Here is a 21,318-nt window from a genome sequence, read left to right as displayed (position 1 = left end):
ACGCGTCAACCAAATGGGCGCACACTTGGTGCATGCAAACGCACGAACTCCTCGCCGCCGACACCGGGATGGGCGCCGTCACACTCCGCGTCGCGGACCTGGACGCGATGATCCGGTACTACCGCGACGGCGTCCGGCTGTCGCTGCTCTCCCACGACGGCGGCGTCGCCGTGCTGGGTCGCGGCAGCACGCCGATCGTGATCCTCGAGCACGCCCCCGCGATGCAGCACGCCGGCCCGCGCGAGGCCGGACTGTTCCACACGGCGATCCTGTTCGACACCCGGGCCGACCTGGCCGCCGCGCTGTACTCGGTCGCCACGCAGTACCCGGCGTCCTTCACCGGCAGCGCCGACCACCTGGTGAGCAACGCGTTCTACTTCACCGACCCCGAGGGCAACGGCGTCGAGCTGTACTGGGACCGCGACCGCACCGAGTGGTCGTGGACGCACGGCGTGATCGACATGGACACGAAGTACGTCGACCCGAACGCGTTCCTGCAGTCCCACCTGACCGAGGACGCCCTGGACACCGCCGCGGCACGCCCGGGCAAGGTCGGCCACGTGCACCTGTCCGTCGGCGACGTCGCCACCGCGCGCTCGTTCTACGTCGACACGCTCGGCTTCGAGACCACCGCGGGGTTCGGCGAGGCGCTGTTCGTCAGCGCCGGCGGCTACCACCACCACATGGCGATGAACACCTGGAACTCCCGCGGCGCCGGGCGACGACAGCAGGCCCTCGGGCTGGGCCTCGTCCGCATCGAGGTCCCCGCCGTCGACGACCTCGGCGCGCTGACCGAACGCATGCGGCACGGCGGCGTGGAACTCGCCGACGACGGCCGGACCGTGGCGTTCGACGACCCCTGGGCGAACCGCATCGAGGTGACGACGCCCGGTCGCGGCTGATGTGTCGCGACACTCCGCGCTGACCGACACCCCACGCCCGCCCGGACCCGCGAGGTGTCGCCCAGCGCGAAACCTCCCCACACCGGCCGCCGGACCGGCAGGATGGACCCGTGACTGACGACATCCGGTGGGAGGTGGTCGAGGAGAGCACGCTGTCGCTCCCCGACCACGAAGCGATCGCGGCGCTGCTCGGGCAGGCCTTCCCCGACTGGTCGCACTGGTACGTGGGCGGCCGGAGCTGGTCCGGCATGCAGCCGGAACGCCGCGTGCTCGCGCACAACGCCGACGGGGTCGTCCTGGCCCACGTCGGCATCCGCCGCATGTTCGTCACCGTCGGCGGGCAGGACGTCCTGGTCGGCGACACCGGCCTGGTCGCCGTGTCACCCCGGCTGCAGGGCACCGGCGTCGGCCGGGAGCTCATGACCCGGACCCACGCGGTCCTCGACGGACTGCAGGTGCCGTACGGGTTCCTCGGGGCCGGTGAGGACCGGATCCCCTTCTACGCGAAGCTCGGCTGGCACGAGTTCCCCGAGGCCGTCGGCACCTTCTCGGCGTTCACCGCCGAGGGCGCCGGCGTCAGCAACACCGAACAGGGCGGCTGGATGGCGCTGCCGGTGGCAGCGCAGCTCGAGGACTGGCCGACGGGCCCGATCTGGCTGAACGGCCAGCAGGTCTAGCCGCAACGACCGACGGACGGGAGGCCCGGTACCAGCTGGTACCGGGCCTCCCGTCCGCTCGTTGCGGCCTGGGCTTACGCCTCGACCGCGACCTTCTCGGGGTTCTCGTTCGAGCCGGGCGCGCTCGGCGCGACCGCGGCGCGCACGCGCGCACCCAGGTCGGCGTCGACGTTCGTCCAGTAGGCGAACACGCGCTCGCGCAGGTCGTCGCGCGTCACCTTCGAGACGTGACCGGCGATGTTGCCGACCAGGCGCTCACGGGCGGCGTCGTCCAGGACCTCGCGGACGAGCGTGCCGGCCTGACCGAAGTCGTCGTCCTCCGGGTGCAGGGTCGCGGCGGAACGCTGCAGCGCGCCGTCGGACTCCCAGCCCGGGGCGTCGTCGGTCGCGGTCGGGTCGGCGTGCGCACCACCGAGGGAGTTCGGCGCGTACACCGGCACCTCGGACTTCTGGAAGTCGAAGCGCATGCCGCCGTCCTTCGAGTACGAGTGGACCTCGTTCTTCGGGGCGTTGACGGGCAGCTGGGCGTGGTTCGTGCCGACGCGGTAGCGGTGGGCGTCCGCGTAGCTGAAGATGCGCGCGAGGAGCATCTTGTCGGGGCTCGCCGCGATGCCGGGCACGAAGTTCGAGGGGGCGAAGGTCGCCTGCTCGATCTGCGCGAAGTAGTTCTCCGGGTTGCGGTTGAGCTCCATCGTGCCGACCTCGATGAGCGGGTAGTCCGCGTGCGGCCACACCTTCGTCAGGTCGAACGGGTTGAAGCGGTAGGTCGCGGCGTCCTCGTACGGCATGACCTGCACCTTGAGGGTCCAGCGCGGGAAGTCCCGACGCTCGATCGCGGCGTGCAGGTCACGGATGTGGAAGTCCGCGTCCTCACCGGCGATGCGGTCGGCGTCCTCCTGCGTCAGGGTCTTGTGGCCCTGCTCGGTGATGAAGTGGTACTTCACCCAGAAGCGCTCGCCGTCGGCGTTGATCCACTGGTAGGTGTGCGAGCCGAAGCCGTCCATCTCACGCCAGCTCGCCGGCAGACCGCGGTCGCCCATCAGCCACGTGACCTGGTGCGCCGACTCGGGCGACAGGGTCCAGAAGTCCCACTGCATGTCGTGGTCGCGCAGGTGCGAGCCGGGCAGACGCTTCTGCGAACGGATGAAGTCCGGGAACTTGATGCCGTCGCGGATGAAGAACACCGGGGTGTTGTTGCCGACGAGGTCGTAGTTGCCCTCGGACGTGTAGAACTTCAGCGCGAAGCCGCGGGGGTCGCGCCAGGTGTCGGGCGAGCCCTGCTCACCGGCGACGCTCGAGAACCGGGCGAGCATCTCGGTGGTCTGCCCGGGCTGCAGGAACGCGGCACGGGTGAAGCGCGAGACGTCCTGCGTGACGGTGAAGGTGCCGAAGGCGCCGCCGCCCTTGGCGTGCACGACACGCTCCGGGATGCGCTCACGGTTGAACTGGGCGAGCTTCTCGACCAGGTAGTGGTCGTGCAGCGCGAGGGGGCCGTCGGCCCCGACGCCCATCGAGTGCTCGTCGCTCGAGACGGGTGCGCCGCTGTTGGTCGTGGTGGTCGGGGTGCCGGTCGGCGTGTTCTGGTCGGACACGGTTCCTCCTGGGGTGGGACTTGGTTCGGTCAGGGGTGCTCGGGTGGCTCGGGGTCCGGCGCGTCGTGGCGCCGGTGCGGTGGGGCGGTCGCCGTCAGGCGGGCGTGGGGGCGTCTGCGTCGTCGCGCTCTGCCGCTGCGCAGCGGTCGCAGATGCCCCAGTAGGTGACCTCGGCGGTGGTGACCGCGAAGCCGTGGGTCTCGGACGGTGTCAGGCAGGGCGAGTGGCCGACCGCGCAGTCGACGTCCTCGATCGCGCCGCACAGCGTGCAGACGATGTGGTGGTGGTTGTCACCGGTCCGGCGCTCGTAGCGCGCGGGGCTGCCTGCCGGTTCGATGCGGCGGACGAGCCCGACGCCGGTCAGGGCGTTCAGCACCCCGTAGACGGCCTGGTGACTGGTGGTCGGCAGCTCGGCGGCGAGCGCGACGACGATGTCGTCCGCGGTGGCGTGCGGCATCGAGTCCGTCGCGCGGAGCACGGCGAGGCGCGGGGTCGTGACCCGGAGCCCCGACGTGCGGAGCAGATCGGCGTCGGCATCCATGCTGAGCCTTTCTTTTGCAGGAATCAAGACAACACGTCCACTGTACACGAGCTGTTGCTGCTGGCCAGCGAGGTGACGCATGCCGCTACCGGAATACGAAGTGTCACGATCCGGTCGCGATCAGCTGGAACGACACTGGACCGACCGTTCCGCACGCTAACGTCCGGACATGTCCACGAGCCAAGGTCTGCCTGAACAGGCGAACAGCAGTGCGGACGTCCGGGGGATCATCGCGAAGCGGGACCTGGTCGTCGACCTCATCCGGACGGCCTGCGTCGTCCTCGTCGTCATCGTGCACGTCACGATGGTCGGCGTCGCCGCCGATGCCCAGGGGGTGCGGGTGACGAGCCCGCTGCAGGAACTCCCCTGGTACGTCGCCGCCACCTGGGTCGGGCAGGTGATGCCGCTGTTCTTCGTGGTCGGCGGGTTCGCGAGCGCCGTCGGCTGGCGCAGCACCGTCGCCCGTGGTGCGCCGAGCCCCGCCCGCGACTACCTGGCCACCCGCCTGGTGCGGCTGTTCCGGCCCGCGGTGCCGCTCTTCGTGTTCCTCGCGCTCGGGCTCGGGGTCGCGACGGCCGCGGGCACGCCGCCGGAGCTGCTGGCCGAGGTCGCGTTCGGCATCGGGTCGCCGCTCTGGTTCCTGGCCGCCTACGGCATCACCCAGTGCTGCGTCCCCGTGATGATGCGCCTGCACGAGCGAGCACCCTGGGCCACCCTCGCCGTGCTGCTCGTGCTCGCCGCAGTGGTCGACGCCGTCCGCCTGGCCACCGGGGTCGCCGAGGTCGGGCTGCTCAACCTGGGACCGGTGTGGCTCTTCGCGCAGCAGCTCGGGTTCCTCTGGGCCGACGGGTGGTTCGCGCGCCGATCGAAGGTGCTCCTGCTGGCCATCGCGGTCGCCGCCTACGCCGTGCTCGTGCCGATGACCTCGGTCGGGCTGTGGGCGCCGGACATGCTGCAGGACCTGAACCCGCCGATGCTGCCGCTGGCGTTCCTGGCGATCGCGCAGGCGTGCCTGGTCCAGCTCGTGCACGCGCCGCTCACCCGGCTGATGCGCACCCGTGCCGCGCTCGGGGCCGTGTTCGTGCTCGGCCGCGACGGCATGACGATCTACCTGTGGCACCTGCCGCTGTTCATCGCGCTGAACGGCATCGCCCTGCTCGTCGGGGGGCCGTTCCCGGCGCCTGGCTCCGGCCCGTGGTGGGCGTCCCGGATCGTCGCGCTGGTCGTGGTGCTCGCCGTCGCCCTCGGGGTGGCACGTGCCCTGCGCTGGTTCGACCGGCCGCTCCCCCGCCTGCTGCCGTCGGCGGACCGTCCGGCCTGGCCGGTCGTCGCCGTCGCGGCCCTCTGCACCATCGGCCCGGCGTTCCTCGTGATGCAGCTGCACCTGTCGTTCGGTGTCGCGCTCGTCGGAGCCGTGGCCGTTCCGGTGGGCGTCTGGCTGCTGTCGCGGACCGTCCCGGCACGCGGAGTCGCCCGGATCTGAACCGGTTCTCACCGTCCCGGGGGCACGCCGGACCCCCGGCGCACCCCGGGCGGACGGAGGATGGCTCCGGCGGAACGACGGACGAGTCCGCCTGATCCCCAGGAGGCTCCCCACGCCGTCGACACCCGAGTTCTGGAGCACCTGGCGGTTCGACCCCCTGGCGGCGGTGCTCCTCGTCGTCGCCGCGCTCGCCTACGGCCACTGGGTCGTCGGAGCGGTCCGACGAGGTGCCCGGTGGCCGTGGTGGCGCACGCTCGCCTTCGTCACGGCGCTCGTGCTGTTCGGCGTCCTGCAGTTCGGCATCGTCGGCGTCGACGACGAGCGGTTGCGCTGGGCGTTCGTCCTGCGCGCCGCCCTGCTGTTCTTCGCGGTCCCCACCTTCGCCGCGCTCGGTGCGCCCGTCGCACTGCTCCGGATCGGAGGCCCGGCTCGCCTCGCGCAGGCCGCCGACGCCGTCATGGGGTCACGTCCGGTGCGTCTGCTCGGCAACGCGATCGTCGCCCCGCTGGTCGCGCTGGCGCTGTTCGCCGTCCTGCTCACCCCGTTCTCGAGCGTGATCCGGGAGTCCCCCGTCTGGGCCGCCGTCATCACCGTGACCGTGCCGGCGCTCGGGTTCGGCCTGCTCGCCCCGCTGTCCGAGGTCGGTGTGCTCGTCTCGTCGACGTTCGCCACGGCCGAGTTCCTGCTGGCGTTCGTCGAGCTCGTCGTCGACGCGGTGCCGGGCATCGTGCTGCGGATCACGAACCACGTGCTCGACGGGTCCCTCGTGCCCGTGGTCGGGCGGGCCTGGTACCCGTCGCCGCTGCAGGACCAGCACCTGGCGGGCGACCTGCTGTGGTTCATCGCCGAGGTGGCGGACATCCCCGTGCTCGTCGCGCTGTTCATCCGGTGGCAGCGGACCGACCGCCGCGAGGCCCGGGACGTCGACGCCCTGACCGACGAACAGATGGACGAGCTCACCCGGGCGCACCTGCAGCGCCGCAGCTGACGGGCGGGGGTGCGTCCCCGACACGAGTGAGCAGAAGAAGTCGAGTACCCGGAGGTGACTCGACTTCTTCTGCTCACTCGTTGGGCGCCGAAGCGCTCGTGCTCTACTTCGCCGGGGCTCCCGCGGGCTCGGCGTCGGGCTGCGTGGTGACCGAACCGGTCTGCTGCCAGGCGACGGTCTGCTTCGGCTTCGCCAGGAACAGCGCCGCGACGATGGCCACGACGAGCACGATCGCCGGCAGGTAGAGCGACTCACCCATGGCCGTGGAGAACGGCTCGAGCAGGAAGCCCGGCAGAGCGCCGACCTGCTGCTCCGCGCCACCGGCCGTGGCCCCACCGGACGACGCCGGGAAGTTCGCGGTGATCCGGGCCTCCATCAGGGCGGCGATGCCGGCGGAACCGAGCACCGCACCGATCTGCCGCGTGGTGTTGTAGACGCCCGAGCCGGCACCGGCCAGCTTCGGCGGCAGGTTGCGCGTCGCCGAGACGGACAGCGGCCCCCACATGCAGGCGTTGGCGAGCCCGAGGAGCGCGCTCGGCAGGAGCACCCAGCCCCACTCGGCGCCGCTCGTCAGCAGGGCACCGAACCAGAACAGGCCGACCGAGAAGCAGGCGAGCCCGAACGCGGCGACCCAGCGCGGGTTCCAGCGGTTGAGGTTCTTGCCGACGACCGGCGCGAGCGCGGCGGACAGCACGGCCTGCGGCACGAGGAGCAGTGCGGCCTGGGTCGGCGAGAAGCGCAGGACGTCCTGCGCCCACAGCATGATCGGCAGCGCGAACGAGGCGATCGCGACACCGACGGCCGTGATGGCGACGTTGGCCAGCGTGAAGTTGCGGTCCTTGAACAGACCGAGCGGCAGCAGCGGCTCGCCCTTCTGCACGCCCTGCCAGACCACGAAGCCGGCGAGCACCACGAGACCGACGATGATGAGCGACCACACCGAGATCGGACCGGCGATGACACCCCAGTCGTAGGTCTCGCCTTCCTGGATGCCGAACACGAGCAGGAACAGGCCCGCTGCGGACAAGAAGATGCCGAGGTAGTCGAACCGGTGCCCGTGCCGCTCGAACGACGGCACGAAACGCTGCGCGAGCACGAACGCGACGACACCGACGGGGACGTTCACGAAGAAGATCCACTCCCAGCCGAAGCCGTCGACGAGCAGGCCGCCCACGATCGGGCCGACGAGCGAGGCGACACCGGCGACGGCGCCCCAGAGGCCCATCGCCGCGCCGCGGTTCTGCGGCGGGAAGATGCGGGTGATGACCGACATGGTCTGCGGGCTCATCATCGCGGCGCCGAGGCCCTGCACGACGCGGGCGACGATCAGCACCTCGATCGAGCCGGCCAGACCGCACCACAGGCTGGCGAGCGTGAAGACCACGAGGCCGATCTGGTACATGACCTTCGGGCCGAAGCGGTCACCGAGCCGGCCGGTGATGAGCAGCGGCACGGCGTAGGCGAGCAGGTAGGCGCTCGTCACCCAGATCACGGAGTTGATGTCCGCGTCGAGCTCCTGCGCGATGGTGGGGGTGGCGACCGACACGATGGTCGAGTCGACGAGGATCATGAAGAACCCGACGACGAGTGCCCACAGGGCAGGCCACGGCTTCTTCTCGGTCGTCCGCGGAGGCGTGACGGTGGTCATCGAGTGGTTTCCTTGCTGTTCGTGGTGGTGTCTGCGGACGCGGCGTGGGCGTCCCAGGAGATGTGGCCGGCGGCGATCCGGTCGGCCGTGGCGGCGAGCCACTCGATCTGCGTCGTGAGCATCGCACGCACGTACGACACGTCGAGCCAGTACCGCTCGGGCAGGTCCTTCGCCCGGACGATCCCGAGGATCTCGTCCGCCTCGTCGCGCTGGGCCCGGAGTGCCGTGACCCGCGCCCGCAGCGCGGACTCGGCCTCGTCGACCGACAGGTTCTCGATCTCGGCGACGGCCAGGTGGAAGACGGGGTACTCCTCGGCCGGTTCGGCGATCAGCCGGACGAGCCCGTCGTGCAGGGCCGTCCACCCGTCGTCCGTGATGGCGTAGGTGGTGCGTTCCGGACGGTTGCCCGCCCGGTCGGTCCCCACGATCTCGGCGAGGCCGAGCTCCACCAGTCGGCCGACCTGGTGGTACAGGGTTCCGGGCCGGACCTTGACGTTCCGGCCGTCCCGGCGGTGCGTCATCGTCTGGAACATCTCGTAGGGATGCGTCGGCCCCTCGGCCAGGAGCCCGAGCGCGGCGAACGCGAGTGGCGTGAGCGACGGCACACGTGCCTCCAGTCCGCTTGTTCGTTGTTGACTATTCGACTTGGAATATACGCGTTGGAACAGACGTGAGCAACCGCACAGGAAGGGCCCGCCTGGAGGCCCGGGGCCGTCCCGGCGTGTCGCGCGCGCCCCGTAGACTGGTCGCGTCCCCCCACCCCTGAAGTGCTGGAGAGAACACGTGCCAACGATCGTCGTCGAGGTCATGCCCAAGGCCGAGATCCTCGACCCCCAGGGGAAGGCCGTGGGCAACGCCCTGGCCCGCCTCGGCAAGGCCGACCTGACCAACGTCCGCATCGGCAAGCGCTTCGAGGTGACCGTCGACGGCCCCGTCGACGACGCCAAGCTCGCCGAGGTCCGCGACATCGCAGCCGACGTCTTCTCCAACGCGGTCATCGAGGACGTCGTGTCCGTGACCGTGGAAGGCCAGTGACCCGGATGCGCATCGGCGTCATCACGTTCCCGGGCTCGCTCGACGACCGCGACGCCCAGCGCGCCGTCCGTCTCGCCGGCGCCGACCCCGTCGCCCTGTGGCACGGCGACCACGACCTGCAGGGTGTCGACGCGATCGTGCTGCCCGGCGGGTTCTCGTACGGCGACTACCTGCGTGCCGGCGCGATCGCCGCGAAGGCCCCGATCATGGCCGAGGTCATCGACGCCGCCGGCAAGGGCATGCCCGTGCTCGGCATCTGCAACGGGTTCCAGATGCTGGCCGAGGCCCGTCTGGTCCCCGGGGCACACACCCGCAACGCACACCAGCAGTTCATCCGTCGCGACCAGAAGCTCCGCGTCGAGACCACCGCGACCGCCTGGACCTCCGGCTTCAGCGCCCAGCAGGAGATCACCATCCCGCTGAAGAACGCCGACGGCCGCTTCGTCGCGGACGCCGACACCATCAAGCGCATCGAGGACAACGGCCAGGTCGTGTTCCGCTACCTCGGCGTGAACCCGAACGGCTCCATCGACGACATCGCCGGCGTCTCGAACGAGCGCGGCAACGTCGTCGGCCTGATGCCGCACCCCGAGCACGCGACCGAGGCCGGGTTCGGCCCGGACACCCCCGCCGCGATGGCCTCGGGCACCGACGGCCTGACCTTCTTCACCTCCGTGATCGAGCACGCGCTCGTCAAGTGACAGGGAACAACGACACCGTGACGACACACGTTCGCCCGAAGCCCGACACCGTGCAGGACGCGGCAGCAACCCCCGACAAGGAGCAGCCGTACGACGCGCTGGGCCTGAAGCCGGACGAGTACGCCCGCATCAAGGAGATCCTCGGCCGCCGCCCCACCTCGGGCGAGCTGGCGATGTACTCGGTGATGTGGAGCGAGCACTGCTCCTACAAGTCCTCGAAGAACTACCTGCGGCAGTTCGGCAAGAAGGTCACGCCGGAGATGACCAAGAACCTGATGGTCGGCATGGGCGAGAACGCCGGTGTCGTCGACGTGGGCAACGGCTGGGCGGTGACCTTCAAGGTCGAGTCGCACAACCACCCGTCCTACGTCGAGCCCTACCAGGGTGCGGCCACCGGTGTCGGCGGCATCGTCCGTGACATCATCTCGATGGGCGCCCGCCCCGTCGCCGTGATGGACCAGCTCCGCTTCGGCGCGATCGACCACGAGGACACCGCACGCGTCGTGCACGGGGTCGTCGGCGGCATCTCGTTCTACGGCAACTGCCTCGGCCTGCCGAACATCGGCGGCGAGACCTACTTCGACCCGGTGTACCAGGGCAACCCGCTGGTCAACGCCCTGGCCGTCGGCGTCCTGCGCCACGAGGACCTGCACCTGGCGAACGCCTCCGGTGCCGGCAACAAGGTCGTCCTGTTCGGGGCCCGCACCGGCGGCGACGGCATCGGCGGCGCGTCGATCCTGGCGTCCGACACCTTCACCGAGGGCGGCCCGACCAAGCGTCCGGCCGTGCAGGTCGGCGACCCCTTCGCCGAGAAGGTCCTGATCGAGTGCTGCCTCGAGCTGTTCCAGAAGGACCTGGTCGAGGGCATCCAGGACCTCGGTGCGGCGGGCATCTCCTGCGCCACCTCGGAGCTCGCGAGCAACGGTGACGGCGGGATGCACATCTCGCTCGACGACGTCCTGCTCCGCGACCCCACGCTCACCGCCGAAGAGATCCTGATGTCGGAGAGCCAGGAACGCATGATGGCGGTCGTCCGCCCCGACAAGCTCGACGACTTCCTGAGCGTCGTCGGCAAGTGGGAGGTCGAGACCAGCGTGCTCGGCGAGGTCACCGGCACCGGCCGCCTGGTCATCGACTGGCAGGGCCAGGAGATCGTGAACGTCGACCCGCGCACCGTCGCCGTCGACGGCCCGGTCTACGACCGCCCGGTCGCCTACCCGACCTGGATCGACGCGCTGCAGGCCGACACGGCCGCCTCGCTCGACCGTCCGGCCGACGGCCCCGCGCTCAGGGCACAGTTCCTGCAGCTGCTCGGTTCGCCGAACCTGGCGTCGAAGAACTGGGTCACGAACCAGTACGACACCTACGTGCTCGGCAACACCGCGCTGTCCTTCCCCGACGACGGCGGCATGATCCGCGTCGACGAGGAAACCGGGCTCGGCGTCGCGATCGCCACCGACGCCAACGGCCGCTACTGCCAGCTCGACCCGAAGCAGGGTGCCCGTCTGGCCCTCGCCGAGGCGTACCGGAACGTCGCCGTCACCGGTGCCGTTCCCGCTGCCGTCACCGACTGCCTGAACTTCGGCTCCCCCGAGAACCCCGAGGTCATGTGGCAGTTCTCCGAGGCGGTCGAGGGCCTGGCCGACGGCTGCATGGAGCTCGGCATCCCGGTCACCGGCGGCAACGTGTCGTTCTACAACCAGACCGGCTCGACCCCGATCCACCCGACGCCCGTCGTCGGCGTGCTCGGCATCATCGACGACGTCGCCAAGCGCGTGCCGTCGGGATGGCAGGACGACGGCCACAACATCTACCTGCTCGGCACCACGAGCCTGGAGCTCGACGGCTCCGCGTGGGCCGGCACCGTGCACGGCCACCTGGGCGGGCGTCCGCCGGCGGTCGACCTCGAGCGCGAGAAGGCCCTCGCCGAGCTGCTGTACGCGGCGTCCGGTGAGCAGCTGCTCACCAGCGCGCACGACCTGGCGGACGGCGGCCTCGGCCAGTCGCTCGCCGAGTCCGTGCTCCGCTTCGGCATCGGTGCCCGCGTGGTCCTCGACGAGCTCGAGACCCGTGACGGCATCGACACCGCGACGGCGCTGTTCTCCGAGTCGACCGGTCGCGTCATCGTGACCGTCCGGCGTGAGGACGACGTGCGGTTCCAGGGCATGTGCGCCGGCCGGGGCTTCCCGGTGCTGCGCATCGGCGTGACCGACGCGACGTCGAGCACGCTCGAGGTCCAGGGCGCGTTCGAGGCCACGGTCGACGAGCTGCGCGGCACCCACGCCGCGACGCTGCCGGCCCGCTTCGGCGACGTGATCGTCGAGGACGTCACCGAGGGGTACGTCGGCCGCGGGCCGCTCGACTCCGACGGTGCCTTCTCGCCGCGCACCGACGCCTAGGCCCGGTCCGCGGATGCCGATCGTCACCCTGCCGTTCGCCGAACTCGTCGACCGGTTCGGCCCCGTGCCGGACGGCATCGAGCTGGACGTCTGGGACGTCGAGTCGCCGTACGGTCGCCCGGACGACGTCGCGATCACGTTCCTGCCGTTCTACTTCGCGGGGCGGCACCGCTGGCAGTTCGTGCACGACCTGCCCGAGCTCCAGCTGCTGCAGCTGCCGAGCGCCGGGTACGAGCACGCGATCCCGCACGTGCCCGGGCACGCGCAGCTGGCGAACGGTCGCGGCATCCACGACGACGAGACCGCCGAGCTCGCCGTCGGCCTGGCGCTGACCTCGCTCCGCGAGATCTCGGCGTTCCAGGTCGACCGGGCGAACGGCGTCTGGGACGCCCGCGAGACCCGATCGCTCGCCGACCGCCGGGTGACCGTCGTCGGCTACGGGGCGATCGGGTCCGCGATCGCCACCCGGTTCGAGGCCTTCCGCACCGAGGTGACCGCGGTCGCCCGGACCGCCCGCGACCAGGACGGCCGGCACGTGCACGCGTTCGGCGAGCTGCCCGACCTGGCCCTGACGACGGACGTGCTCGTGCTCATCGCCCCGCTCACCGCCGAGACCGAACGGCTGGTCGACGCGGAGCTGCTCGCGGCGCTGCCGGACGGCGCCCTCGTGGTGAACGTGGCGCGCGGCAAGGTCGTCGACACCGATGCCCTGGTCGCCGAGCTGCGGTCGGAGCGGCTGTTCGCGGCGCTCGACGTCACCGACCCGGAACCCCTGCCCGACGGACACCCGCTGTGGACGACGCCGAACACCGTGCTCACGCCGCACGTCGGCGGCAACACCGACCTGAGCGTGCCGAGGTCGATCGAGCTCATGCGCAAGCAGGTCGCCGCGCTGGCCGAGGGTCGCCCCTTCGAGAACCTGATCGACTTCTAGCGCGCGGGGCTCCGAACACGCCGGCGTCTCGTCTCGTCTCGTCTCGTGCCGCTGCGGCATTGCGGCGTTGCGGCGTTGTCCAGACGCCGTCGTGTCGCTCCGACGCCGCAGTGTCGTCGAGACGCCGCCGAATTCGGGGGCGTCTCGACGACTTCGGGGCGTCACACGAACACGCCGGCGTCACGCAGGCACGCACGCACGAACACGCCGGCGTCACGCAGGCACGCACGCACGAACACGCCGGCGTCACGCAGGCACGCACGCACGAACACGCCGGCGTCACGCAGGCACGCACGCACGAACACGCCGGCGTCAGACGGGGACGATGCAGGTCGGGGTGGCGACCGGGATCTGCGCGACGGCTTCGCCGGGCATGCCGTCGGCGTCGAGCGGCAGCACGGCCACCGCGTCGGACATCTGGTTCGCGACCAGCACGAACCCGGGCACCCGCGCGAAGTGCCGCGGCCAGACCCCACCGCAGGGAACGGACCCGACGACGGAGAGCCCGCCGTCACGCGCGTCGAGCACCACGAGCAGGTCACGCCCACGCACGGTCACGTAGACACGGCCGGCGTCGTCGACCTCGATGTGGCTGAGCAGCGACTCCCCCACGGCACCGTCGAACACAGGCACTGCGGCGATCGTCACGAGCGACTCCGAGTCGTCGCGACGCAGCCGGTACACGCGGCCGTCGAGCTCACCGGCGACGAGCAGGTCGCCGTCGATCCAGGTCATGTGCCGCGGGCCGGCACCCGGTGCCACGTGGTGCACGCGGACCGCCTCGATGTCGGGGACCCCGTCGGCGGACACCGTGATGCGGAACTCGTGCAGGGCGTCGCCGCCCAGGTCGGCGACCAGGACCGTGCCGTCCGAGGTGGCGATCGACTGGTGCGCGTGCGGGCCGTCCTGGCGGTCCTCGTCGGGGCCGGTGACGTCGGGCAGCACGGCGACCTCGGCCGCGTCGGCCGGCACCGAGCGCTGGTCGGCGTCACCGTGCAGCACCACACCGTCGCTCGCCGTCAGCGAGGCCGCGTGCGACTCGGCTGCCAGCAGCGAGATCGCCGTGACGGTGCCGGAGACGTAGTTCGTGACGACGAGCGCGCCCGAGGGGTCGACCCGGATGTGGCACGGGGCGTCCCCACCGGCAGGGGCGTCCCACAGGTGCTCGAGCGCGCCGCCCTGCAGCCGGAAGGCCGACACGGCGCCGTCGTTCGTCTCGGAGACCGCGTAGACCCGGTCACCCGAGACGGCAAGGAACGAGGGGTCGTCGAGCACCGCGACGGTCCGGGGCACCGGAGTGGTTCCGGCCGGCCCGGCGTCGACCAGCGAGATGCCCGTGGCGTTCCCACCGCCGGTCGCCGTGTACGACCCGATCAGCAGCGACGGCAGCTCGACGTTCATTCGTCGCGGCCCGCGATGCGCTCGTGGTGGTGGATGACCTCGGCGACGATGAAGTTGAGGAACTTCTCGGCGAAGGCGGGGTCGAGGTGGGAGTCGGTGGCGAGCGACCGGAGCCGGGCGACCTGGGTCCGTTCGCGGTCCGGGTCGGCAGCCGGCATGCCCGAGTCGGCCTTCAGGTGTCCCACGCGCTGCGTGTACTTGAAGCGTTCCGCGAGCATGTGGATCACGGCGGCGTCGATGTTGTCGATGCTCTGCCGGATGCTGCGGAGTTCGGCGACGGCGCTGGTTTCCGCGCTCGGTTCGGCCTCGGGCGGGGTGACCTCGTCGTTCATGGTCCGAGCCTACTGGCGGACGTGCAGCGGAACCCCGCCCGCGCCTGCGAGAATGTGCACATGTCGGTCCTGCTGGTGATCTCGGGTGTCTGTGCGGTCCTCGCGGGCCTCATCCACGTGTACATCTTCTTCCTCGAATCGGTCATCTGGACCAGTCCGCAAGCGCGCCGGATCTTCGGCATCGCTTCCGAGACCGAAGCCGTGGCGACCCGCTCGCTCGCCTTCAACCAGGGCTTCTACAACCTGTTCCTGGCGATCGGGGCCATCCTCGGCGTCGTGCTCGTGCTCGCGGGCAACACGGTGAGCGGCTGGACGCTCGTGGTGTTCTCCACCGCGAGCATGCTCGGGGCAGCGGTCGTCCTGATCGGCTCCGGCCGGAAGTACGTCAACTCCGCGTTCAAGCAGGGCACGCTCCCCCTGATCGCCCTGCTCTTCGCGCTGCTGGGGTCCACCGTCGGCGCCTAGTCCGTTCCCCCCGAACTGCGAAAGCGACAGGGTGCCGCCGAACATCGGCGGCACCCTGTCGCTTTCGCGGTGGAGAAGCGCTCTGGGTCAGCCGAGCTTCTTCTCGAACTCCGCCGGCAGCTTGTCGAGCGCCCACTCGATCGCGGCCGTGGTGCCCATCGAGAACGCCGACGACACGTCCTTGTCGTCGAACACGATCGCGTGCCCGGCCTCGACCGACGGCACCTTCTGGAACAGCTTGTTCGATGAAGCCTCGGACGCGTCCACGTAGATCGGCAGGATCAGCGTCAGGTCGGCGTCGAGCAGGTCGAGGTTCTCGTCGGACAGGTGCACGGAGAACTCCTTGCCGGCCTGCTGGTCGATGGCCTTCGGGATCTCGAAGCCCAGGTTCCGCATGAAGGTCGAGCGGCTGTCGGTGGAGGCGTACGCCCCGAAGCCCTCGGAACTGTAGGCACCGACGACGGCCGTCTTGCCCGCGAAGTCCGGGTGCGCCTTGCGGGCCGCGGCGTAGGCGTCGTCGAGGCCGGAGAGCAGCTTCTTGCCCTCGGACTCCTTGCCGAGCGCCTTCGCGATCATGGTCGTCTGCTGCTCGGTCGAGGCGAGGTAGTTCGCGCCGCCCTTCGGGATCGCCAGGGTGGGCGCGATCGCGGACAGCTTGTCGTACCGCTCCTTGTCACCCGAGGACTTCACGTCGAGGATCAGGTCGGGGTTGAGCTTGAGGATGTCCTCGTAGCTCGGCTCGAGCGTCTGGATGATCTTCGGGGACTTGTCGTACGCACCCTTGAGCCACGGGCCGACACCGTCGCCACCGAAGGCGAGCCAGTCGCTCGCGCCCACCGGCTGCACGCCGAGTTCGAGGGCGGTCTCGGCGTCGCCCCAGCCGAGCGCCACGACGCGCTTCGGTGCCGACTCGATGGTGGTGGTGCCGAGGCCGGTCGTGATCGAGACCGGGAACGCGGCGTCGGACGACCCCGAGGACGCCGAGTCCGTCGAGGAGCCGGAGCCGGACGCGCAGCCGGCGAGGACGAGGGACGCGGCGACGACGGCGCCGGCCGCGGCGAGCACGCGTCGGAGACGCAAGGGGGAACGGTTCACGAAGGGTAGCCTAACCTAACGGGGTGCTCAAGAAAACGGCTGGCTAGGCTGGGTGACCGTGGCGTTCACCGAACCAGGCCGCACGCACCTCGCGGTGCTCGGCTCCCCCATCGCGCACTCGCTCTCGCCCACGCTCCACGCAGCGGCCTACGATGCGCTCGACCTGCCCTTCACGTACGGGAGGCACGAGGTCGCGTCCGGCGGGCTCGCCGCGTTCGTCGCGGGGCTGGGTCCGGAATGGCGTGGGCTGAGCCTCACGATGCCGCTCAAGCGCGAGGTGCTTCCGCTGCTCGACCGCACGACCCCGCTCGTCGACGAGCTCGGGGTCGCCAACACGGTCGCGTTCCGCCACGAGGGCACCACGATCGTGCGAGCCGGCGCGAACACCGACGTGCAGGGCCTCGTCCGACCGGTCGAGACGCTCGGACACCTGCCCGGCGAGGCCACGATCCTGGGCGGCGGTGCCACCGCGGCGAGTGCCCTGACCGCTGCCGTCCGGCTCGGTGCCTCGCTCGTGCGGGTGTTCGTCCGCCACACCGCGAAGACCCACCCGCTGGTCGACCTGGCCGTCCGGCTCGGTGTGACGCTCGAGGTCCACCCGTTGACCGACCTCACCGGCACCCACCACGGGTTCGTCCTGTCGACGCTGCCGGGCGGCGCCGCCGACGCGTTGGACGTCCGGCCGTCGGGACCCGACGCCGTCCTGTTCGACGTCGCCTACGAACCGTGGCCGACCGCGGTCGCCAGCCGCTGGACCGAGGCCGGGGGGCGGGTGCTGAACGGCCTCGACATGCTCACCGAGCAGGCGATCGGGCAGATCCGGTTCTTCCTGACCGGCGACGAGGACGAGCTGCTCCCCGACGAGGCCGGGGTCCGCCGGGCGATGCGCACCGCGGTCGATCTGCCCGCCGTCATCAGCGGTTAGCCGAACCGGGCAGCCCTCGGTCAGCCGCGGGACCGCGCCTCGGCATCGAGCAGCGCGACGGAGACGTCCCACAGCCGATCGGCCTGGTCGGGATCGAGCGCCCAGGGCAGCACGCCGTGCAGGCCGTCCTCGATCCGCTCCACCACCGCTGCTTCGTGGCAGTCCTCGAAGTAGCGACTCGTGACCCCGTCGAGTTCGGGTGCGGTGGCGAGCAGGACCGAGGTCGCGGCTCCCTGTTCCGGGGACTTCACGGCGTCGGCCGCGGCGAGCTTCGTGGCGGCCAGGACCTCCGGGTCCCAGTGCTTCTGCAGCCCGGTCCAGATCCCGCCGGGCATCAGGGCGTTGGCGGTGATGCCGTCGGCGGCCCACCGTCGGCCGGCAGCGACGGCGAACAGGACGTTGGCGGTCTTCGACTGCCCGTACGCGAGTCCGGGCTCGTAGCGACGTCGGCGGAAGAACAGGTCGTCGAACACGACGGGCGAACCACCGTGTCCGCTCGACGACACGGAGACGATCCGTGCCGAACCCGAGGCGGCAAGGGCGTCGTGCAGCCCGAGCGCGAGGGCGAAGTGCCCCAGGTGGTTGGTCGCGAAGTGCGACTCCCACCCGGCGGGCGTGTACGACTCGGGCGCGTCCATGATGCCGGCGTTGGCGACGAGCACGTCGAGCGGCCCGGACCACGCTGCGGCGCAGGCCTCGACGGAGGCCGGCCGGTCCAGGTGCAGCTCGACGACGGCCGGTGCGTCCGTCCCCGTCGTCCGCGCGATGTCGTCCGCCACCCGTCGGCCGGCCTCGACGTCCCGCACCGCGAGCGTCACGCGGGCCCCGGCTCCGGCGAGTGCTCGGGCGGTCTCCACCCCGATGCCGGACGCAGCACCGGTGACGATCGCCGTGCGCCCCGTCAGGTCGAGGCCGTCGACGACCTCGGCGGCCGTGGTCCGTTCGCCGAAGCGGGTGAGGTCGCGTGCGGGCATGTGGGCTCCTGTCAGCTGGCGTGGTGCGGAGCCGTCAGGCGACGACCCCGTCCACGTAGAACCATCGTCCCTGCTCGCGGACGAAGTCGCTCGTCTCCTCGAGCGTGCCGCGCTCGTCGTCGGAACGCCACCACGCGCGGAACGTGACGGTGCCGTGGGAGTCGAACGGGCCTCCCGAGGTGGTCGCCAGCACGTCCAACCGTGTCCAGCGCTGGGACGCATCCAACTCGAGGCCCGCCGGACGCGTGCGCGGGTGCCAGGTGAGCAGCAGGTACTCCGGCAGGCCCAGCGCGAAGGCGCTGAAGCGGGAGCGCATGAGCCGTTCCGCGGTCGGCGCCACCGCCCCGGCGTGCAGGGGGCCGCAGCACTCGCCGTAGGGGTTGCCGCTCAGGCAGGGGCAGCGCGTCTCGTCGGTGACCACCGGCGGAACGCTAGTCGACGATGGACAGCGTGACCGTGATGTTGCCGCGGGTGGCGTTCGAGTACGGGCAGATCTCGTGCGCGCGCTCGGCCAGACGCTGCCGCTGCTCCTGGGGGGCGTTCGGGGCGTAGACGTCGAGCTCCACGGCGAGGCCGAAGCCCCCGTTGCCGATGCCGCCGATGCCGACCTCGGCGGAGACCTCGGCGCCGGTGGTGTCGAGCTCGAGCTCCTTGCCGGCGGCGTGCAGCGCACCGAGGAAGCACGCGGCGTACCCGGCGGCGAAGAGCTGCTCGGGGTTCGTGCCCTCGCCGCTGCCGCCCATCTCCTTGGGCGGGCGGGTGTCGAGGTCGAGCCGGTCGTCCTCGCTGCGGACGTGCCCGTCGCGGCCGCCCCCGGTGGCGTGGGCAGCGGCGGTGTAGACGATGTCGAGACTCATGGTCCGAGGTCACCGTGCTCGCCTGGACGATCGCTGAGGGGCAGCACCACGTCGCGGGCGCGGTCACTCCGGGCGGCGCGCGCTCGGGCGTGTCCGGGTGGGGAGGGTGCGGGCGCGGCCGGGGCGAGGGCGCGGGACGCCGCGCATCGAGTGAGCAGAAGACGTCGAGTCCCCGCCAGCACCCGACGTCTTCTGCTCACTGAACGCAAAGCGCGCGCAGACACCCCGCACCAGCACCGGGTAGACATGATGAGTGTTCAAGATCGGGTGGCAGGTGTTCCGCGAGCGCCTCCCCGCACTCGTCGGCCCCCGGCGCCGCCGCCGCATCCGGCTCGTCGGCAGCATCGCGGTGGTCGTGGCGTTCGTCGGGTTGGTGGTGCTCGCGCTGACGACGGACGCGTTCGACGCCACTCCGCTCCCACTCGCCGGAAGGGTCGTCGTCGGCCTGCTCCTGTCCGTGGGCTTCGGGTGCCTCGCAGCCGCCTGCGTGCCGTCCGGGCCGAAGGGGTGGGCGATCGCGCCGATCCCGGGCATCGGGTGGCGCACGCAGGAGGCCGTTGCCCGGTACCACCGCAGGAACCCACCCCCGGTCGACCCGAAGCACCGCGACGCCGTCCTCGACCGGCTTCCGGAGACCCGCGACCTGCTCGTCCGCTCGGCGCTCGGCGGCCTCCTGCTCCTGACCGGGTGCGCGGCCACCCTGCTCGCCGTGGTGGTCGTCGACGTCGCCGCGATCTCGGCCGGCACCGGCTTGTCCCGCTTGCCGCTGTTCTGGTTCTTCCTCGGCATCACCGGCGCGACCACGGGCATCGGCGGTCTGCGCACCCTCGGTCGTCAGGAGCAGCTCCGCGTCGAGGCCGAAGCGCTCCCGCCGGTCCCTCCACCCCTGCCACCGCGCGGCCGTCCCGGGGCGCGGAGCGGCAGCAAGCTCGCCCTGCCGGAGGAGTGAGCCGTGTTCACGCTCGGCTGGCAGGTCTTCCGTCGGCACGTCACGGACGTGCTCGATCCGGCACGCGTCCGACGCGCCGCCGTGTGGTCCGGCGTCGCAGCGGTCGTCGCGCTGGTCGGCATGGCCGTCCTGGAGGCTCGGGTCGACTGGACGGGGACCACTCCGGTCCGCAGCGTGGTCGCGATGGTGTTGCTGGCGCTCGGCGTCGGGCTCCTGACGTTCGCGTGCATCCCGACGTGGCAGCCGCCGGACCCCTCGACGACGATCAACGGTCGGCAGGTGCGGCCCTCGTGGCAGCTCGCCGCGCGGGGTGCCACGCAGCTGTACGTGCAGCGTCGTCCGGTGCCGGTCCTGCCGGAGCACCGCGACATCGTCCGCACCGACACGGTCCTGCTGCGGCGGGGGCTGATCGGCATGCTCGCCCGCGTCGCACCGTTGCTCGGTTCGGGTCTCGTCGCCGTCCTCGGGGCGTTCGTCCTCGGGGCCGCCAGCGGTTTCCACGTGCTCGCGATCGCGGCGTACACAGTCGGGCTGTCGGAGTACTTCGTCCGCCTCGGCCGCTCCGAACGCGCCCGCCTGGCCGCCGAGTCCCTCGAGCCCGCACCCGAGACGCCCGCACGCCCCACTTCGTGAGCAGGAACCGCACCGCACCGCTGTCGGCGGCGACGGGCACACTGGGCGCATGTGTGGAAGGTTCGTCGTCTCCGACACCACGGCCGATCTGTTGCCCGAGCTCATGGGCGAGCTCGCCGCCCGGACCGAGCACGTCGACCAGGACACCGGCGAGGTGCACCCCGGCCTCGCCCCGAGCTGGAACGTCGCCCCGACCGACCCCGTGTACGCCGTGCGCCAGCGGCACGGCGAACGGGAACTGCCGCAGATCAGCTGGGGCTTCGTGCCGAGCTGGGCGAAGGACTTCCAGAAGCAGCGCCCGAAGCCGATCAACGCCCGCATCGAGACGGTGGCGACGAGCGGCATGTTCAAGCGGGCATTCGCCACGAACCGCTGCATCGTCCCGGCGCAGGGCTACTACGAGTGGGTGGTGCGCGAGGACGGCAAGGAACCCCACTTCGTGCACGAACCCGGCGGCGCCCTGGCGATGGCCGGCGTCGTGAGCGCCTGGCCCGACCCCACGAAGCCCGAGGGCGACCCGGACAAGTGGCGGCTGTCGCTCGCGATCATCACCCGTGACGCCCACGTCGCTCCGGGCGAGGTCCACGACCGCATGCCGGCGTTCCTGACGCCGGACGGCTACGACGACTGGCTCGGCGGCGACCTGCACACCGACGACCTGCTGGCCCTGCTCGACCACGAGTCGCTGACGGTGGCCGCGGGACTTGCGCAGTACGAGGTCTCCCGCACGGTGAACAGCGTGCGGAACGACGGGCCGCAGCTCATCGAGCCCGTCGCGTAGGGTCGC

23 protein-coding genes are annotated in these 21,318 nt (G+C 71.3%); 13 read left to right on the top strand and 10 right to left on the bottom strand.

Annotated elements, in window-relative coordinates; genetic code table 11:
* The first annotated feature begins 32 nt into the window (after nucleotides 1–32).
* Both BOSE127_RS11895 and BOSE127_RS11890 read left to right on the top strand, forming a co-directional pair.
* Nucleotides 33–902 carry a VOC family protein gene (locus BOSE127_RS11895; protein ID WP_056069378.1) on the top strand — a complete coding sequence of 290 codons (870 nt, stop codon included), beginning with the start codon at nucleotides 33–35 and terminating at the stop codon, nucleotides 900–902.
* A 110-nt stretch (nucleotides 903–1,012) separates the two neighbouring features.
* A complete protein-coding gene (locus BOSE127_RS11890) occupies nucleotides 1,013–1,579 on the top strand; it encodes a GNAT family N-acetyltransferase (RefSeq protein WP_056069381.1) in 567 nt (188 codons plus the stop codon).
* A gap of 74 nt (nucleotides 1,580–1,653) precedes the next feature.
* On the opposite strand, the gene BOSE127_RS11885 is transcribed toward BOSE127_RS11890, so the two are convergent.
* Nucleotides 1,654–3,171 (bottom strand): catalase, encoded by a 1,518-nt coding sequence (locus BOSE127_RS11885; protein WP_159557330.1) that lies wholly within the window; start codon nucleotides 3,169–3,171, stop codon nucleotides 1,654–1,656.
* Nucleotides 3,172–3,265: 94 nt separating this feature from the next.
* Entirely contained in the window at nucleotides 3,266–3,712 is a 447-nt protein-coding gene (locus BOSE127_RS11880; RefSeq protein ID WP_017886267.1) for a Fur family transcriptional regulator, read from the bottom strand.
* 169 nt (nucleotides 3,713–3,881) lie between these two features.
* Between BOSE127_RS11880 and BOSE127_RS11875 the strand changes: the two genes are divergently transcribed.
* Both BOSE127_RS11875 and BOSE127_RS11870 read left to right on the top strand, forming a co-directional pair.
* Nucleotides 3,882–5,195, top strand: coding sequence for an acyltransferase family protein (locus BOSE127_RS11875; RefSeq protein ID WP_159557328.1), 1,314 nt, complete (start codon nucleotides 3,882–3,884; stop codon nucleotides 5,193–5,195).
* 166 nt (nucleotides 5,196–5,361) lie between these two features.
* On the top strand, nucleotides 5,362–6,183 hold the full coding sequence (locus BOSE127_RS11870; protein ID WP_159557326.1) for a cytochrome c oxidase assembly protein: 822 nt from the start codon (nucleotides 5,362–5,364) through the stop codon (nucleotides 6,181–6,183).
* A gap of 103 nt (nucleotides 6,184–6,286) precedes the next feature.
* Here BOSE127_RS11870 and BOSE127_RS11865 read toward each other — a convergent pair whose 3' ends face one another.
* Together BOSE127_RS11865 and BOSE127_RS11860 are read right to left on the bottom strand one after the other, a co-directional pair.
* A complete protein-coding gene (locus tag BOSE127_RS11865) occupies nucleotides 6,287–7,831 on the bottom strand; it encodes a DHA2 family efflux MFS transporter permease subunit (RefSeq protein ID WP_159557324.1) in 1,545 nt (514 codons plus the stop codon).
* Complete coding sequence (locus BOSE127_RS11860) at nucleotides 7,828–8,436, bottom strand: PadR family transcriptional regulator (RefSeq protein ID WP_017886271.1); 609 nt, start codon at nucleotides 8,434–8,436, stop codon at nucleotides 7,828–7,830. The genes BOSE127_RS11865 and BOSE127_RS11860 overlap by 4 nt, the downstream gene beginning before the upstream one ends.
* 178 nt (nucleotides 8,437–8,614) lie before the next feature.
* On the opposite strand from BOSE127_RS11860, the gene purS reads away from it, so the two are divergent.
* From purS to BOSE127_RS11840, 4 genes are read left to right on the top strand one after another with little or no spacing between them, the layout of a single operon-like run.
* On the top strand, nucleotides 8,615–8,866 hold the full coding sequence (gene purS, locus BOSE127_RS11855; protein WP_017886272.1) for a phosphoribosylformylglycinamidine synthase subunit PurS: 252 nt from the start codon (nucleotides 8,615–8,617) through the stop codon (nucleotides 8,864–8,866).
* Between the two features lie 5 nt (nucleotides 8,867–8,871).
* Nucleotides 8,872–9,567 (top strand): phosphoribosylformylglycinamidine synthase subunit PurQ, encoded by a 696-nt coding sequence (purQ, locus tag BOSE127_RS11850; protein ID WP_031259320.1) that lies wholly within the window; start codon nucleotides 8,872–8,874, stop codon nucleotides 9,565–9,567.
* Nucleotides 9,568–9,584: 17 nt separating this feature from the next.
* Nucleotides 9,585–11,966: a phosphoribosylformylglycinamidine synthase subunit PurL gene (purL, locus tag BOSE127_RS11845; protein WP_236559540.1), complete on the top strand. Its 2,382-nt coding sequence runs from the start codon at nucleotides 9,585–9,587 to the stop codon at nucleotides 11,964–11,966.
* Nucleotides 11,967–11,979: 13 nt separating this feature from the next.
* Nucleotides 11,980–12,900 (top strand): 2-hydroxyacid dehydrogenase, encoded by a 921-nt coding sequence (locus tag BOSE127_RS11840; RefSeq protein WP_017886275.1) that lies wholly within the window; start codon nucleotides 11,980–11,982, stop codon nucleotides 12,898–12,900.
* A gap of 312 nt (nucleotides 12,901–13,212) precedes the next feature.
* On the opposite strand, the gene BOSE127_RS11835 is transcribed toward BOSE127_RS11840, so the two are convergent.
* Nucleotides 13,213–14,301, bottom strand: coding sequence for a lactonase family protein (locus BOSE127_RS11835; RefSeq protein ID WP_159557322.1), 1,089 nt, complete (start codon nucleotides 14,299–14,301; stop codon nucleotides 13,213–13,215).
* Entirely contained in the window at nucleotides 14,298–14,633 is a 336-nt protein-coding gene (locus BOSE127_RS11830; RefSeq protein ID WP_017886277.1) for a chorismate mutase, read from the bottom strand. Before BOSE127_RS11830 ends, BOSE127_RS11835 begins: the two co-directional genes overlap by 4 nt.
* A gap of 60 nt (nucleotides 14,634–14,693) precedes the next feature.
* Here BOSE127_RS11830 and BOSE127_RS11825 point away from each other — a divergent pair, with 60 nt between their 5' ends.
* On the top strand, nucleotides 14,694–15,098 hold the full coding sequence (locus tag BOSE127_RS11825; protein ID WP_017886278.1) for a DUF1304 domain-containing protein: 405 nt from the start codon (nucleotides 14,694–14,696) through the stop codon (nucleotides 15,096–15,098).
* Between the two features lie 87 nt (nucleotides 15,099–15,185).
* Here BOSE127_RS11825 and BOSE127_RS11820 read toward each other — a convergent pair whose 3' ends face one another.
* Complete coding sequence (locus BOSE127_RS11820; protein ID WP_031259322.1) at nucleotides 15,186–16,193, bottom strand: iron-siderophore ABC transporter substrate-binding protein; 1,008 nt, start codon at nucleotides 16,191–16,193, stop codon at nucleotides 15,186–15,188.
* Between the two features lie 58 nt (nucleotides 16,194–16,251).
* On the opposite strand from BOSE127_RS11820, the gene BOSE127_RS11815 reads away from it, so the two are divergent.
* Nucleotides 16,252–17,118: a shikimate dehydrogenase family protein gene (locus BOSE127_RS11815; protein ID WP_159557320.1), complete on the top strand. Its 867-nt coding sequence runs from the start codon at nucleotides 16,252–16,254 to the stop codon at nucleotides 17,116–17,118.
* A gap of 20 nt (nucleotides 17,119–17,138) precedes the next feature.
* On the opposite strand, the gene BOSE127_RS11810 is transcribed toward BOSE127_RS11815, so the two are convergent.
* Genes BOSE127_RS11810 through BOSE127_RS11800 form a run of 3 tightly spaced genes read right to left on the bottom strand, consistent with a single transcriptional unit; the run spans nucleotide 17,139 to nucleotide 18,949 of the window.
* On the bottom strand, nucleotides 17,139–18,092 hold the full coding sequence (locus tag BOSE127_RS11810; RefSeq protein WP_159557318.1) for an SDR family NAD(P)-dependent oxidoreductase: 954 nt from the start codon (nucleotides 18,090–18,092) through the stop codon (nucleotides 17,139–17,141).
* Nucleotides 18,093–18,126: 34 nt separating this feature from the next.
* Nucleotides 18,127–18,513, bottom strand: coding sequence for a YchJ family protein (locus BOSE127_RS11805; RefSeq protein ID WP_017886282.1), 387 nt, complete (start codon nucleotides 18,511–18,513; stop codon nucleotides 18,127–18,129).
* A 10-nt stretch (nucleotides 18,514–18,523) separates the two neighbouring features.
* Nucleotides 18,524–18,949, bottom strand: coding sequence for an organic hydroperoxide resistance protein (locus BOSE127_RS11800; protein ID WP_017886283.1), 426 nt, complete (start codon nucleotides 18,947–18,949; stop codon nucleotides 18,524–18,526).
* 253 nt (nucleotides 18,950–19,202) lie between these two features.
* Between BOSE127_RS11800 and BOSE127_RS11795 the strand changes: the two genes are divergently transcribed.
* Genes BOSE127_RS11795 through BOSE127_RS11785 form a run of 3 tightly spaced genes read left to right on the top strand, consistent with a single transcriptional unit; the run spans nucleotide 19,203 to nucleotide 21,312 of the window.
* Nucleotides 19,203–19,898, top strand: coding sequence for a hypothetical protein (locus BOSE127_RS11795; RefSeq protein ID WP_159557316.1), 696 nt, complete (start codon nucleotides 19,203–19,205; stop codon nucleotides 19,896–19,898).
* 3 nt (nucleotides 19,899–19,901) lie between these two features.
* Complete coding sequence (locus BOSE127_RS11790) at nucleotides 19,902–20,531, top strand: hypothetical protein (protein WP_159557314.1); 630 nt, start codon at nucleotides 19,902–19,904, stop codon at nucleotides 20,529–20,531.
* A gap of 49 nt (nucleotides 20,532–20,580) precedes the next feature.
* Nucleotides 20,581–21,312, top strand: coding sequence for an SOS response-associated peptidase (locus BOSE127_RS11785; RefSeq protein WP_040419122.1), 732 nt, complete (start codon nucleotides 20,581–20,583; stop codon nucleotides 21,310–21,312).
* Nucleotides 21,313–21,318 lie beyond the last annotated feature (6 nt).

The organism is Curtobacterium sp. 8I-2, assembly GCF_902506155.1.
GTDB classification, from domain to species: domain Bacteria; phylum Actinomycetota; class Actinomycetes; order Actinomycetales; family Microbacteriaceae; genus Curtobacterium; species Curtobacterium poinsettiae.
The sequence above is the reverse complement of the archived record's forward strand: the minus strand, read 5'-3'. Positions and strand labels throughout refer to the sequence as shown.

Excerpts from the sequence above, each read along its gene's own strand:
- BOSE127_RS11895 (WP_056069378.1), top strand. The coding sequence starts at position 33 with ATGCAAACGCACGAACTCCTCGCCGCCGACACCGGGATGGGCGCCGTC.
- BOSE127_RS11880 (WP_017886267.1), bottom strand. The coding sequence starts at position 3,712 with ATGGATGCCGACGCCGATCTGCTCCGCACGTCGGGGCTCCGGGTCACG.
- BOSE127_RS11875 (WP_159557328.1), top strand. The coding sequence starts at position 3,882 with ATGTCCACGAGCCAAGGTCTGCCTGAACAGGCGAACAGCAGTGCGGAC.
- BOSE127_RS11865 (WP_159557324.1), bottom strand. The coding sequence starts at position 7,831 with ATGACCACCGTCACGCCTCCGCGGACGACCGAGAAGAAGCCGTGGCCT.
- purQ (WP_031259320.1), top strand. The coding sequence starts at position 8,872 with ATGCGCATCGGCGTCATCACGTTCCCGGGCTCGCTCGACGACCGCGAC.
- BOSE127_RS11840 (WP_017886275.1), top strand. The coding sequence starts at position 11,980 with ATGCCGATCGTCACCCTGCCGTTCGCCGAACTCGTCGACCGGTTCGGC.
- BOSE127_RS11835 (WP_159557322.1), bottom strand. The coding sequence starts at position 14,301 with ATGAACGTCGAGCTGCCGTCGCTGCTGATCGGGTCGTACACGGCGACC.
- BOSE127_RS11830 (WP_017886277.1), bottom strand. The coding sequence starts at position 14,633 with ATGAACGACGAGGTCACCCCGCCCGAGGCCGAACCGAGCGCGGAAACC.
- BOSE127_RS11825 (WP_017886278.1), top strand. The coding sequence starts at position 14,694 with ATGTCGGTCCTGCTGGTGATCTCGGGTGTCTGTGCGGTCCTCGCGGGC.
- BOSE127_RS11810 (WP_159557318.1), bottom strand. The coding sequence starts at position 18,092 with ATGCCCGCACGCGACCTCACCCGCTTCGGCGAACGGACCACGGCCGCC.
- BOSE127_RS11800 (WP_017886283.1), bottom strand. The coding sequence starts at position 18,949 with ATGAGTCTCGACATCGTCTACACCGCCGCTGCCCACGCCACCGGGGGC.
- BOSE127_RS11785 (WP_040419122.1), top strand. The coding sequence starts at position 20,581 with ATGTGTGGAAGGTTCGTCGTCTCCGACACCACGGCCGATCTGTTGCCC.